The sequence below is a fragment of the Pukyongiella litopenaei genome, assembly GCF_003008555.2.
Taxonomy (GTDB): Bacteria; Pseudomonadota; Alphaproteobacteria; order Rhodobacterales; family Rhodobacteraceae; genus Pukyongiella; species Pukyongiella litopenaei.
On sequence record NZ_CP027665.1, the window covers coordinates 975,908 to 989,607 of the forward strand.

The window sequence follows — 13,700 nt, forward strand, 5'->3', positions numbered from 1 at the left end:
CCATTGTAATGCAAAGGGAGCTTGGCAAGCCCATCCATGTGGATCACGCTGGGGCAAGGGGGGAACGCAGTTGCAGAACAGGACCACGAAAGCGCCGGAGCTGTTGCCGCTGGGGCGCGACGGGATCGTCCTGAGACTGGCGCTGCGCCCCGATCCGGGCGCAACCGCCGGAGTGCAGGCGCTGCGCGCGGCGCTCGAAGCGGCAGACCTGCCCGGCGTGAACGAGATTGCCCCGGCGCTGGCCTCGGTGCTGGTGCGGTTCGACCCGGCCCGAACCACCCGCGACGACCTCGCAACCGGGTTGCGGGCGCTCGTGGCGGGCCGCGACTGGTGCGCCGCCGACATGCCGCCCCCGGCGCGGCGCTGGACCATCCCGGCGGCGTTCGGCGGGTCGGCGGGGCCGCAACTGTCCGAAACGGCCGGGCTGGCGGGGCTGGACGAAACCCGCGCGGTGGCCGAGCTCACGGCCACGCCGCTGCGGGTGCTGGCGATCGGCTTTGCCCCCGGCCAGCCATATCTGGGGCTGCTGCCCGAACACTGGGATTTTCCCCGCCAGCCCGAACTGACACCCACCGTGCCCGCGGGCGCGCTCTGCGCGGCGGTGCGGCAGATCGTGCTCTTTGCCAACCCGTCGACCACCGGCTGGCGGCAGGTCGGGCTGACCGGGTTCCGCCCGTTCAAGGCCGACCGGGCCCAGCCCTTTGCCCTGCGGCCCGGGGACGAGCTGCGCCTGAGCGCGGTGCCCGACGGCGAGATGCAGGACCTGGCCCGCAACGATCCCGACGGGCTGGGCGGCGCCCGCTGCGAGGTCCTGGCATGAACGCCGCGTTGCAGATCCACCGCGCCGGGCCCGGGCTGAGCGTGCAGGATACGGGCCGCCCCGGCCATCTCGCCGAGGGGCTGTCGCGCGGCGGCGCCGCCGACCGGCTGGCGCTGCTGGAAGCAACCGCGCTGCTGAACCTGCCGCGCGTAGCGCCGGCGGTCGAGATGGCCGGTGCCGGCGGCGAGTTTGCCGTGACCGCCCCGATGCGCGTGGCGCTGACCGGGGCGCCGATGCGGGCGAGCCTCGACGGCACACCGCTGCGCTGGAACGCGGCGCATCTGCTGGCGCCGGGCCAGGTGCTGCGCATCGGCGGCGCCACCTCGGGGGTCTATGGCTACCTGACCCCGGCGGGGGGCATCGACACGCCAGACTGGCTGGGCAGCCGCGCGGTGCATCTGACCGCCGGGATCGGCGCGTTGCTGCAGGCGGGCGACACCCTGCCGCTGGGCGACGACCCGGAGCCGGCCGCGCCGCTGCTGGGCCTGCCCCCCCCGGACCGCTTTGCCGGCGGCATGGTGCGGCTGCGGCCCGGCCCGCAGACCGCCCTGTTCGACGACGCCACGCTGGCGCGGTTCCTGGCGACGCCGTTTACCCGCAATCCGGCGGGCAACCGGCAGGGCGTGCGGCTGGATCACGACGGCGCGGGCTTTACCTCGGCGCTGGCCGCCGGGCTGGCCTCGGACATGATCCGGCACGGGGACGTGCAGATGACCGGCGACGGCACGCCCTATGTGCTGCTGTCGGAATGCCAGACCATCGGCGGCTATCCACGCCTGGCCACGGTGATCGACGCGGACCTGCCGCGCATCGCGCAGGCCCCGCCGGGCGCCGCGCTGAGATTCGAGTTGCTGACGACCGACGCTGCGGACGCGCTCTGGCGGGACGAGCCCGCAATGCTGGCCGATCTGCGCCGCGCCGTTCATCCGCTGGTGCGCGATCCCTGCGACATCGCCGATCTTCTGAGCTATCAACTGGTCTCGGGCGCAACCGCCGGGGACGATCTGGAAAGGGACTGAACCATGACACGCAGCGTCGATCTGAACGCCGATATGGGTGAGAGCTTTGGCCCGTGGGTGATGGGCAACGACGTGGCGCTGCTGAACGTGGTCACATCGGCCAATATCGCCTGCGGCTATCACGCGGGCGACGCCGACGTGATGGCGACGACGATGGCGCGTGCGGTGCAGCGGGATGTCGGCATCGGCGCGCATCCGGGCTTTCCCGACCTGCAAGGCTTTGGCAGGCGGCGGATGGCCCTGTCGCATGAGGAACTGGCCAATCTCGTCACCTACCAGCTGGGTGCGGCGCGGGCGATGGCCCATGCCGCCGGGGGGCGGGTCCGGCACCTGAAGCTGCACGGCGCGCTGTCCAACATGGCCTCGGCGGATGCGGGCATGGCGCGGGCCTGCTACGAGGCGGCGCTGAAGGTCGACCCGGACATCATCATCATGGTGCTGGCCGCCACGCCGATGGAACAGGTCGTGCGCGATCTGGGCTGCAACTGGGCGGGCGAGATCTTTGCCGACCGCGCCTATGAGGACGACGCCACCCTGGTCGCCCGCGGCAAGCCGGGCGCGGTGCTGCATGACGCCGATGCCGCCGCCGAGCGGATACTCGGGATGCTCGGCGAAGGCGCGATCATCGCGGAATCGGGCAAGCGCATCCCCACCCGCATCGACACGATCTGCCTGCATGGCGATGGCGCCGAAGCGGTGGCGATGGCCCGCGCATTGAAGGCGCGGCTGCTGGCCGAGGGCATCACGCTGGAGAAATTCGCCCGGCGCGGGTCGTGACGGCTCAGCCGCGGGCGCAGGCAATGCAGGTGGCGACCGCCGGGTTCAGATGCAGCCGGGCACGGGCGATTTCCTCGCCGCACCCGTCACAATAGCCGTATTCCTCATCGCCGGATTCGATCCGGGCCAGAGCGGCACGCAGGCGGGCGGCCTCGGCATCGCGGCGCGCCTGCTGGGCCTTGGCCATCGCCTGCATCTGCACCGCGTCCATCCGCGACAGCCGCCCCACCGCCTGCTGGTCGAGTTGTACCACCGCCTGCCCGTCGCGGCCCAGGTCGTTTTCCCCGGCGATGGCGGTCAACCGGTCGCGGATCAGCCCGGCAATATGGTTGCGGTCACGGTCATTCATGGTGCAGATGGACCTCATCACGGCATTGCGTTTGGGAAACCCGGCGCGAATGACTATTCTAAGGGGTATTCTGGGGGATAGGCCATGACCGAACCGAAAAGAAGCCTCGCGCCCGTCGATCCGGTCTGGAGCCGGATCACCTCGGAGGCGCGCGACGCGGTGGCGTCCGAGCCGCTGATGGGCGGGCTGATCCATGCCTGCATCCTGCACCATTCGCGGCTGGACAAGGCGCTGTCCTACCGGATCGCGGCCAAGCTGACCTCGAACGAGATGTCGATGGTGATCCTGCGCGAGATCGCGGATGCGGCCTATGCCGACGCGCCGGGACTGGTCGAGGCCGCCCGCGCCGATCTGGTCGCGGTCTATGAACGCGATCCCGCCTGCCACCGGCTGTTGCAGCCGATCCTCTATTTCAAGGGGTATCAGGCGATGCAGGCCTATCGGGTCGGGCACTGGCTGTGGGAACAGGGCAAGAAGGACCTGGCCTATTTCTTCCAGATGCGGATTTCCGAGATCTTCGGCATCGACATCCACCCCGCCGCCCGCATCGGCAAGGGGATCATGATCGACCACGCCCATTCCATCGTGATCGGCGAAACCGCCGTGGTGGGCGACAACGTGTCGATGCTGCATTCGGTGACGCTGGGCGGCACCGGCAAGGAGGAAGAGGACCGGCACCCCAAGATCGCCGACGGCGTTCTGATCGGCGCCGGCGCCAAGGTGCTGGGCAATATCCATGTCGGCCATTGTTCGCGCGTTGCCGCCGGATCGGTGGTGCTGGAGGACGTGCCGCCCTGCAAGACCGTGGCGGGCATCCCGGCGCGGATCGTGGGCGAGGCCGGATGCGACCAGCCCTCGGTCAACATGGACCAGATGTTCGCCGGCTGACACCGACCGACCCGAAACGAAAAACCGCCGCCTCAGCGGTGGCACCGCCCGGGTTCGGGAGGCTTTTCCCATATGCGTTTGGGGAATTCATCTCGTGAACCAGCGCGGTAGATAAATTTCTTCGAACTCCTCGGCCAAACCCTGATGGCAAGGGACTTTGACCGGCAGGTTGTGGAATTCCGGATCCGCGTCGCCACGCTCGATCGCTGCACCGCTCGTGGCGTATTCATCACAAAACCAGCTGGATAAGCCCGTCCGGGGAAAAGGGACGTGCGATCAACGCCGGATTTCTGCGCTACTGCCGTTCAGGTCGATATCTTACGCCCGCAACTGGCGGTAGACGGGCATGAGACGATCTATGACAACGCGTTCCCAATCAAGGGCTTGCGAGGCCGCAATATTTGCGTCGAGCCGCTTCTTGTCCCAAGCGGTTTTCCTATTGGCCGTCAACGCCTCATGCAGACCTTCGGGGGTGTTCCTGAAAAGGTCAAAATCGAAACCAAAACGGCCTGCGAATGCGCGATGGCCCTCGGTATCGGACGCCAAGACCGGCAAACCCACCGCCGCATATTCGATTGACTTCAACGATGGCGCGGTTCCGAACATTTCCTCGGGAACGTAGGCTATTCCGGCGTCATAGCCGGTCAGCCGTTTCCAAAGTTCGCTTTGGTCGAGCATGCCCCGGAAGAATACATGGTCTTCCACCCCGAGTTCACGCGCGAGATTTTGCAGATGTTCTTCCGCATTTCCCTGGCCATAGATGTCCAGGGTCAGTCCCTTGTTGCTGGAAAGCGCCTTTGCAAACATCTGCAACAGCAGGTCCATTTTGCGGGTTCGCGACAGGCTTCCAACGTAAACCAGACGACGTATCGCTGCCTCTCGCCGGACATCAGGCCCGTTGGCGGTCGCGTCTTGAATGGCGGCCATATCAACGCCGGGTGGAATCTCGATTGCCTTGAGATACCGGTTAGGCAAATTGGTCCGCAGACTTTCCATGGAGTGGGTCAACAAACAATCGATCTGCAACTGCATGTCATGATAGTTGGCCAAAGCAGGCGCATCGGGCGCCCCGATATGCGGTGAGCGAAAATCAAGACACCAGGAGGCTTCCGAGAAAACCGGCTGCAGCATCATCACGTCATCGTAGCAATACGGGCTTTGAACCAAATGCACGATGTCCGGCCGAACCTTGCGCAGGACATCGAACAGCGCCCGCCTGCGCGTCGGCGTCTCTCGGGACGCCAGGCTGTGCAGCCGCACGCCTTCGGGGGGCTGGCCATGGGTTTCCCCGGGGGCCTTGGTCTGGACCACATGCACATCATGAAACCGTGACATGACGCGCACATAGTTGCTGATTGCCGCCTCGCCCATGATGCCGAAGGCCGATCGCGCGATATACAAGATCGTAAGGCGCTCAGGTTCCATCGGATGACCCTTCCCGTAAGCAGTTAAAATCTAACCACTAAAATCCGTCGCCTCCATACAGCATTGTTTTCGGCTTTTACAGGCCAAAGAGTATCTTTGGGACCCCAGGCCGTGCCTCGAATGTGGTGGAAGGTGGCGTGGTCTCCGGGTTGACCCGGCCCCCACCCAACCGGCGGCTGCAACCGGCGGGGAGATCGCGCCATGAAACAAGATACCGACAGTTCGGCCCATACTCCGCAGGAGTCGCGCTGAGAATCCTTTGTAAGCGAGTTGGGCAATCATGCCCGTCCCGCAGAGCACCCCGACTATTCGTTTTATGACTTATGTTCGCTTGGTCCCGCCCCATGTTTGAGAACCCACTGCAACAGGTTCCTGTTCGCCCCCCGAACGCGTCCCTGCCAGATATCGTCATCCGACCGGGTATCCCATTCGGAAAACGGATGACGGTCAATCGACGGGCGGGACCGGATGACACCCTCCTGTCCACGGCCATATGGACGACAGGGGCGTGGCCGGTTGGCAGATTGATCTGGCCGGGCAGGGATTGCTGCATTACGGTTGCCCCGTGTGAACGACACCGGCAGGCCTGCGCAACCGGGCCCTGGCCAAAGATGAAACCACCGCCTGAAAGGTGATGCCATGCCCGCGAGCCTGCTCCCTGATTTTCGTATCGCCCGGCACTTGGCTGTTGGCGTCGCGTTGGCGCTGGGCAGCGGGGCAGCGGCCCAAGGAACATGCACCTTCACGATGGCCACCGAACCGGCGCGGCAGGTAATGACCTGCGACGGAACCCTGATCGTGGAACGCGAACCCGGCACCTCGATGACCATCGACGAACGGGCGGGCGCCGCACCGCCCCGCGCGATCGAAATCGAAGGCGGCGCGATCCTGATCGACGTCCAGCCCGGAACCGCCCCGACCCAGATCAGGACACCCCATGCCATCGCCGCCGTGCGCGGCACCACCTATGTCGTGGACGCAGGGGCGCAGCGCACATCGGTCTTCGTGATTGCCGGCCGTGTCGAGGTGCGCAAGCTCGATGACGGCTCGGACACTGTGCAGCTGCGTCCCGGACAGGGAACGGACGTCACCGCGACCGACCGGCTCGAGGTGAAACGCTGGGACGCCGACCGCGCTGCACGACTGCTCGCCCGCTTTGGCAGATGACAACCCGCGCCCGGCGCCGCAATCGACTGGTGATCCCGGGGCTGATCGTGGCGGCGCTGTGGGTGGCGGGGTTCGGGCTGCCTTACCTGTCGGGACATGCCGGGCCGACCGATCGGTTCGAATACCGCCTGCTTGACCTGCGCCACAGGCTGATCGGCCCGCAGAAACCCGCCGGCGACGTGGTCATCGTCGCCATCGACGACCGGACGCTTGGGCAATCGGATGTCAGCGGTCGCGCATTGCTTGGCCGGGTGATCGGCAATATTGCCGCCAGCCGGGCAGGAACGCTCGCGGTCGACATCTTGCTGGCCGATGGAGGTGATACCGACACCGATGCCGCGCTGGCGCAGGCGCTTGGCGCGCTGCCCTCGGTGATCGCGGCGGCGGCCAGCCTGGGTGCCGAAGGTGCAAGTGCCGATACCATCATCCAGCCGCAACCGTCCTTCCGCGAGGCGGCGCGCACCGGCCTGGTGAACATCTCGACGGATACCGGCGGAACGCCGCGATATGTCCCGCTGCTCATCCCCACCGGCGCGGGCACCTTTCCCACGCTGCCGCTGGTCGCGGCCATGACGTTCACCGGTGACACGCCTGTTGTTGAAACCGACCGATTGAGGCTGGGCGATCGCGCGGTTCCCCTGGATCTGGGGCAGTCGATGCCGCTGCGCCATCTGGGTCCGATGGGAACGGTGCCGACCTACAGCGCCAGCGAGCTGCTGACCGGCCCCCTGCCCGATGCGCTCGGTGGAAAACTGGTGGTGCTGGGCTATACCGCGTCGGCCATGGGCGACCGGTTCGCGACCCCGTTCGGCGACACCACCCCGGGGGTCGAGATCATCGCGACCGCGATATCGCAACTGGCCGGGGGGCCGGTGCTGCGGCGCGATGCCCGGACCCGGCGCTGGGATGTGATCCACGCCGCCGGGCTGACCCTACTCTGCGTGCTGGCGGCCCTGTCGCTGCCACTGTCGCGCGGGCTCCCGGTTGCGCTCGCCCTTGTCGGGCTTTCCATGACCGGGGTGGTGATCGCCTTTGCCTTTGGCCTGTGGATGAGCGCCGCCCTGCCTCTGGTGGCCGCCTTACCGCCGCTCACCGTGGCCGGGATCGTCCGGTATTCGCGCGAGCGCAGCCTGGCGTTGCAAACCGAACGCGCGGCAGCCTCGCTGCGGCGGTTCCAGTCACCGGCGCTGGCGCGACGCCTGGAAAACGATCCCGACTGGCTCGCCACGCCGGAAGAGCAACACCTGGTGATCTTCTTCGTCGATCTCACCGGCTTTACCGGCCTGTCGCAGCGGCTCGGGCCAGCGGGCACGCAGGAATTGCTGCGCGCATTTCATGGCCTGACAAACGAAACAGTCGGGGCGCAGGGCGGCGACGTTTTGAACTATATGGGCGACGGTGCGCTGGCCGTGTTCGGCCTCGACCGGTCCGACCGCGACCGCGCCGCCGACACCGCACTGGCCGCGGCCTTTGCGCTCGTCCGGGCGCTGGCCGGGTTACGCATCGACGCGTTGCCGGAAGGACTGCCGGGTTGCCGCATCGGGCTGCATGCGGGCCTCGCGACACTGTCCCGGCTGGGAGCCGACACCCACCAGCAGGTCACCGTGACCGGCGACAGCGTCAACCTGGCAAGCCGCCTGATGGAAGTGGCCAAGTCCGAACACGCGACCATCGTGGCCACCCGCGATTTCGCCGATGCACTGTCAAAGCCGCCTTCGCCCACGCACGAATCGCGCGTGCCGATCCGGGGCCGCGCGGGCGAGGTCGAGATACTGGCCTGGACCTGATCCCGCGGGCGCGCCCCGCTTCAGGCGATATCCGGCCGGACCGGCGCAGCCTTTCTCGGCCGGCCAAAACACCTATCCGGACCAGCCATACCGTGCCGTCCCGGATATGCGCGGGTAACCTACAGTACCCAGAAGAAACCGAGATTTTCCCCGCATTCCCAACCCCTTGAATTGCCATGTCACCCTAGTTTCCCACCTCACCCATCGAAACCGCCCGGTACCGCCGAAACGCCAACCTTCGCAACATCCGGAAAAAGCCACAATCGGGGTTGCATTACCCGAATGCCGGGGATACATGCAGGGCCTCAGTGGACCGATAGCTCAGCTGGATAGAGTACTTGACTACGAATCAAGGGGTCGGGGGTTCGAATCCTCCTCGGTCCGCCACTTCAACCCCCTTGCACTTGATTTCATTAAGATTTTTGTTCATCTTGTCGAACCATTGCCACTAGGTTCGTCAACATTTGAACCCGTTTCGTTCTGTCGCAGTTTGGCAAAGCCCTGATCGGCCATCAGACCGCGCCGCGCCTTCCCTGCGTAAATCTGAACCATCTGAGGCGAGGCATGGCCTGTCCACGCCATGATTTCCCGCTCCGATGCCCCTGCCTCGGCCAAACGAGCGGCACAAGCCTTGCGCAGCCCGTGAGACGTGTTGTCGGGCAGACCGGCAGCGTTACACCATTTGCGCATTGCGTTACCCAAGCCGTTTGCTGAACGCGACCGTCCACCAGTCGTTTCAAGGAAAGTCATTTTGGACATGGGCAGCGTATCCAGCACCCTCTGAAGGTCTGGGTGGATCGGGATATCCACAACCACCTCTGAATATCGTTCAGTTTTCAGCCACCGATATTGGATGCGGGAACCAATCACGCTCTGCCAGCGGAGGCGAACTGCATCAATGCGGGAACAGCCAGTGTTGACCTACCCTCCGAGCTTCGGACACTGACGTAAGCTACGATTTGTTGTCTGCTGATCTTTGACGAAGAGGAGATCTGAACCGCCCCGGGTTTCCGAGAGAGTAGAACTCTCAGAGGATGATCCTTATGGAATCGAAGAAGAAGCGCACGCCGGCATATACGGCCGAGTTCCGCGAGCGCGGCGTCCGGCTATTCCGCGAACGGCGGCCCGATTACACCAGTGACAACGCGGCGTATCGGGCGATCGCCCCGAAGCTTGGCTGCTCGCACGACACACTGCGCGCCTGGTGCATCCAGGCGGCACGCGATGCAGGCGAGCGCGACGGGCTGACCAGCGAGCAGAAGGCCCGCCTCAAGGCGCTGGAGCGCGAGGTGAAGGAACTGCGCACGGCCAACGAGATCCTGAAGAAGGCGTCGGCTTATTTTGCCCAGGCGGAGCTCGACCGCCTGTTCCGCAAATGATCGCCTTCATCGAGAAGCATCGCGGGGTCTTTGGGGTCGAGCCGATCTGCCGTGTCCTGCAGATTGCCCCAGCAACCTTCCATCGCCATGCCGCCATCGCGCGCAATCCCCAGCTTGCCTCGGACCGCACCAGGCAGGATGCTGTGGATATTGAGAAAATCAAGGCAGTCCACGGCAAGAGCCGGGGCCGTTATGGTGCCCGCAAGATCTGGCACCAGCTTCGGCGCGATGAGCACGACATCGCGCGTTGCACCGTGGAAAGGCTCATGCATCTTCATGGATTGCAAGGGGTTGTGCGGGGCCAGAAGAAGACAACCATCCCCGATCCAGCGCAGCCTTGCCCTGATGACAAGGTCAACCGGCAGTTCGTGGCTGCCATGCCCGATCAGCTCTGGGTGTCGGACTTCACCTATGTGTCGACATGGGCGGGGATGGTCTATGTGGCCTTCATCATCGATGTCTTCGCCCGCAAGATCGTGGGCTGGCGCGTCTCGACCTCGATGACGACAGGCTTCGTGCTGGATGCCCTGAACCAGGCCATCTGCCAGCGATGCCCAACAGGCGGCGGGTTGATCCATCACTCCGATCGCGGCAGCCAGTATCTGTCCATCCGCTACACCGAGCGCCTGGCCGATGCCGGTATCGACACTTCGGTGGGCAGCGTGGGCGACAGCTATGACAACGCGCTGGCCGAGAGCGTCATCGGCCTGTTCAAGACCGAGGTGATCAACTTCCTCGGCCCCTGGAAATCCATGGCTCAGGTCGAATGGGAGACCCTGCAATGGGTCAGCCGGTATAACAACGAGCGGCTACACAGCGCCATCGGGCACCGGCCGCCACAGGAAGTGGAGGATACATTCTACGAACAGATGAACACCCTTGAAAAAGCCGCGTAGGTCTTGAACAAAAAAGCCTCTCGGAAACCCGGGGCGGTTCAATCAGAGATGTCGAAACGCGATCAACATGCGCCTGAGTTCAGGGCGAAGGTGGCGCTGGAAGCGTTGAAGGGTGAGCAGACGGTGGTCGATCTGGCGAGCCGGTTCGGGGTTCATCCGACGGTTATCGATAGCTGGAAGCGGGCATTTCTGGAAGGGGCCTCTGGTGAGTTTGAACGCGGCGGCAGGAAGGCCCCTGAGATTGACGAAGAGCAGGTGAGGGAGCTGCCTGCCAAGATCGGGGAGCCGGCTGTGGCCAACGGTTTTTTGTCCAGAAAGCTCAAGCCGTGGATCGGCAAGTGAGGCACAAGATGGTCGAGCCAGTCAATTCTGCCCCGTCCATCGGCAAACAGTGCCAGTTGCTGTCGATCTCGCGGTCGTCGTTCTATTACACACCCAAGGGCGAGACGGTGATGAACCTCGCGCTCATGCGCCAGATTGATGAACAATTCCTTGAGACACCGTTCTTTGGTGTTCGGCAGATGACCCTGCACCTCCGAAACGGGGGCATCTGGTGAACGAGAAGCGGAAAAGACGGCTGATGCGCCTCATGGGCCTGATGCCGATCTGTCAGAAGCCCAACACGAGCAATACGGCGGAAGGGCACAAGACCTAACCCTATCTGCTGCGCGGTCTGCGGGTCACCCGCCCCGATCAGGTTTGGGCTGCCGACATCACCTGTTTGCCGATGCGGCGTGGGTTCTTGTATCTGGTCGCAATAATGGACTGGCACACCCGCAAGGTGCTGGCCTGGCGGATATCGGACACGCTGGAAGCGGAGTTCTGCGTCGATGCGCTGAACGAGGCGAGTCATCGATTCGGCCCGCCCGAGATCATGAACACCGACCAGGGCAGCCAGTTCACGTCCTTTGCCTAGACCGGCCTGCTGCGCCGATCCGGCGTGCGTATCCCCCTCTCATGCATGTAAACATGCACTGCCGGGGCAGTGGATGGACGGCAAGGGCCGGTTCCTCGACAACATCTTCGTGGAGCGGTTCTGGCGAAGCCTGAAACATGAGTGTGTCTACCGGCATGCCTAGGAGACAGGATCAGAGGCGAAGGGCGGCGTCGGCAAATGGATCGAGTTCTACAACCGAAAACGCCCCCATTCCGCCCTTGGCGGCAAACCCCCAGCCGTGGTCTGTTGGCTGCGAAAAGACGAAACCCAACCCGATCAGCAGGAGCAGAGAGTAGCTTAGTCTACGTGCAAAACTGTCCAGACTTTGGGGAGTGGCTCACCTTCCTCGATTTGGAGCCTCCGGAAAACCCGGTGAGGTTCATATTGCTTCCTTGCAATCCATCAACTGGATCTCACCATAGAACCGTGGGATCAAACACCTAGGTCCAAGCGTTCTCCATGATCCAATCGCGGCGGTCTTTGATTTCTTGTTGTTCAGAAATTCTCTCAATCTGCTCGCTGTGCCAGCGGCAGGATTGGTCGTGTAGCGCCATCAACTCTGGATCCCCCGCGAAATGTGTCTCGTGAAACGCATTGGCCGCGGCGACCAGGGCAGGGTTGGGCGTCGAGGTGCGGGCTTCCGACTTGTTGCGCAAACGCCAATAGCGCAGCGATACGCGTTTGCCGGCAACCACAACGTCCCCGCGCAACATTTTCATGAAGTAGCTTTCCATCGAACGGAGCGCGTAATGGTCAAGCACCACCAGATTGTATCGCCCGCGCGCATCTGCCCCGTTCAGGGAACTGTCAGACTGAAATTCATCGAACGGTTGCGCCGACCCGTCGAGCCAGACCGGATTGGCACCCGCATCCATATCGGGACGATGATTGCGCAGTTTCACCAGTTTTGACGAGATACGGGTGATCGTCTTTGCCCCCCGATGTGCCCGCCATTTGCCGGGGGTTTCCGTCGAATGACCGGGAAACTGGTCGCGCATGAGCCCCGGTTCGAATTTCACCTGGCCATTGCAGCCGTGGTTCAACTCGAATATCGACAGCGCGTCGAATGGGCCGGCGGCGTCGAACAGATCGGTCAGCCGGCCATCGCCCGCCCGGATGTTGACGAACTCATCGACATCCATCGATATCACGAAATCCACGTCCGAGAAGATCGGCATCAGCTGCGTATAGGCCAACGCAATGGGCTGAAAGACGGTTTGCCCCGCGACAACGGCCGGATTGGGAAGATGTGTCAGCACCCCGATCTGTTGCAGGCGGTTCAGAATCAGGTCCGTGCCATCGCTGCAATCGTTGGTGAAAACGACAAGATCGGTGATACCAAGCGCCTTGTGCCATGCCACCCATTCCAGGATGAAGGGGCCTTCGTCCTTCATGCAGGTTGTGATCAGGGTTCTCGGTTCGTCGCCATACCATCTGTCCGACCCAGTTTTCAGGGCACTCCGGGTACGGATCGGCTGGGGTGGAGGGCGGCGTTCGAATATCTGAACACTGCTGTCGGGTTTGTTTTCCGGCGACAGATAGAGCCCCTTGCGAGCCAGGGCAGCGACGATCCTGGCGCTGCCTGCGCGGCCATAGACCTTCGGATGAAGCTCGAGGATCGCGTTTCTGACCGACGACAGATCGGCGTCGTCGAACAGCCCCAGTTCCCCGCCTTCGATGTCGCAGACGAGCACTGTCGGCCTCACCTCGGCAAGCAGGTCGTCAATTGCGAGGGCCGGCACCTGCTCGACCCTTGCGAAGGGACGGGACTCCGCCTCCATCGACGAGCCCCAGAAATCCTGACGGATGTAGAAGGGAATCTCCGCCCCTGACCGGACCGTAGCGACGCCATTGCGAAGCTCCGCCTGCTCGCACACATCGTTGAGCCGGTAGGTCTCCTGGATCAGCGGAATCATGTCCGGGTTTGCTTCGATGGCCACGACGCGGTCGACATCCGGGTTCTGGGCCGCGATCGTCGAGCACAGGCCGACCCCCGCGCCAAGTTCGAGCACGCGGTCACCCGGTTTCAGCAACCTGCGCAGCGATGCGACTTCGCCCCCCTCATAGCGGTTGTTGCGCATGGGGCGCTCGATCTTGGGCGTGATGATCCTGGGCACGAACGGGATCTGGACACCCTGTGTTTCGATCACGCTGTCATAGTCCAGCACGCCCTCACCTCCCCTGGCCGGTTTTTCCGCACTCAATTCGGCACCTCTGTCATCATCAACCAACCTTTGCAGCGCAGGCACGACCCCC

Annotated in this window: 11 protein-coding genes, 1 tRNA gene, 2 pseudogenes and 1 other annotated feature; of the genes and pseudogenes, 10 read left to right on the forward strand and 4 right to left on the reverse strand. The window is 64.0% G+C overall.

Annotated features, from left to right (window positions below):
• Positions 1–70: 70 nt before the first annotated feature.
• Genes C6Y53_RS04845 through C6Y53_RS04855 form a run of 3 tightly spaced genes read left to right on the forward strand, consistent with a single transcriptional unit; the run spans position 71 to position 2,616 of the window.
• Entirely contained in the window at positions 71–820 is a 750-nt protein-coding gene (locus tag C6Y53_RS04845; RefSeq protein ID WP_106471406.1) for a 5-oxoprolinase subunit B family protein, read from the forward strand.
• Positions 817–1,839 (forward strand): 5-oxoprolinase subunit C family protein, encoded by a 1,023-nt coding sequence (locus C6Y53_RS04850; RefSeq protein ID WP_106471407.1) that lies wholly within the window; start codon positions 817–819, stop codon positions 1,837–1,839. Before C6Y53_RS04845 ends, C6Y53_RS04850 begins: the two co-directional genes overlap by 4 nt.
• A 3-nt stretch (positions 1,840–1,842) precedes the next feature.
• A complete protein-coding gene (locus C6Y53_RS04855; protein ID WP_106471408.1) occupies positions 1,843–2,616 on the forward strand; it encodes a LamB/YcsF family protein in 774 nt (257 codons plus the stop codon).
• A gap of 4 nt (positions 2,617–2,620) precedes the next feature.
• Here the strand turns inward: C6Y53_RS04855 and C6Y53_RS04860 are convergent, their stop codons facing one another.
• Entirely contained in the window at positions 2,621–2,965 is a 345-nt protein-coding gene (locus C6Y53_RS04860; protein ID WP_106471409.1) for a TraR/DksA C4-type zinc finger protein, read from the reverse strand.
• Positions 2,966–3,049: 84 nt separating this feature from the next.
• On the opposite strand from C6Y53_RS04860, the gene cysE reads away from it, so the two are divergent.
• Both cysE and C6Y53_RS04870 read left to right on the forward strand, forming a co-directional pair.
• Complete coding sequence (cysE, locus tag C6Y53_RS04865) at positions 3,050–3,853, forward strand: serine O-acetyltransferase (RefSeq protein ID WP_106471410.1); 804 nt, start codon at positions 3,050–3,052, stop codon at positions 3,851–3,853.
• A 123-nt stretch (positions 3,854–3,976) separates the two neighbouring features.
• Positions 3,977–4,102: pseudogene (locus tag C6Y53_RS04870) on the forward strand (IS5/IS1182 family transposase); the annotation flags it as partial.
• A 69-nt stretch (positions 4,103–4,171) separates the two neighbouring features.
• On the opposite strand, the gene C6Y53_RS04875 reads toward C6Y53_RS04870, so the two are convergent.
• On the reverse strand, positions 4,172–5,278 hold the full coding sequence (locus C6Y53_RS04875) for a glycosyltransferase family 4 protein (protein ID WP_106471411.1): 1,107 nt from the start codon (positions 5,276–5,278) through the stop codon (positions 4,172–4,174).
• Between the two features lie 747 nt (positions 5,279–6,025).
• Here C6Y53_RS04875 and C6Y53_RS04880 point away from each other — a divergent pair.
• The 3 genes from C6Y53_RS04880 (at position 6,026) to C6Y53_RS04890 (ending at position 8,619) form a co-directional block, all read left to right on the forward strand.
• Positions 6,026–6,445, forward strand: coding sequence for a FecR domain-containing protein (locus C6Y53_RS04880; RefSeq protein WP_244614943.1), 420 nt, complete (start codon positions 6,026–6,028; stop codon positions 6,443–6,445).
• On the forward strand, positions 6,442–8,232 hold the full coding sequence (locus C6Y53_RS04885; RefSeq protein ID WP_106471413.1) for a CHASE2 domain-containing protein: 1,791 nt from the start codon (positions 6,442–6,444) through the stop codon (positions 8,230–8,232). The genes C6Y53_RS04880 and C6Y53_RS04885 overlap by 4 nt, the downstream gene beginning before the upstream one ends.
• 310 nt (positions 8,233–8,542) lie before the next feature.
• Positions 8,543–8,619 (forward strand) — tRNA-Arg (locus C6Y53_RS04890).
• A gap of 39 nt (positions 8,620–8,658) precedes the next feature.
• Here C6Y53_RS04890 and C6Y53_RS04895 read toward each other — a convergent pair.
• Complete coding sequence (locus C6Y53_RS04895) at positions 8,659–9,102, reverse strand: tyrosine-type recombinase/integrase (RefSeq protein ID WP_211299457.1); 444 nt, start codon at positions 9,100–9,102, stop codon at positions 8,659–8,661.
• 173 nt (positions 9,103–9,275) lie between these two features.
• Here C6Y53_RS04895 and C6Y53_RS04900 point away from each other — a divergent pair.
• A protein-coding gene (locus C6Y53_RS04900; RefSeq protein ID WP_106470855.1) for an IS3 family transposase occupies positions 9,276–10,507 on the forward strand; the annotation gives its coding sequence in 2 pieces (ribosomal slippage) (positions 9,276–9,573 and positions 9,573–10,507; 1,233 coding nt in all).
• Positions 9,566–9,682 (forward strand) — a sequence feature (AL1L pseudoknot). Its footprint overlaps the gene before it by 117 nt.
• A gap of 48 nt (positions 10,508–10,555) precedes the next feature.
• A pseudogene (locus tag C6Y53_RS04905) lies at positions 10,556–11,745 on the forward strand (IS3 family transposase).
• Between the two features lie 139 nt (positions 11,746–11,884).
• Here the strand turns inward: C6Y53_RS04905 and C6Y53_RS04910 are convergent.
• Positions 11,885–13,612, reverse strand: coding sequence for an FkbM family methyltransferase (locus C6Y53_RS04910; RefSeq protein ID WP_211299458.1), 1,728 nt, complete (start codon positions 13,610–13,612; stop codon positions 11,885–11,887).
• Positions 13,613–13,700: the final 88 nt, after the last annotated feature.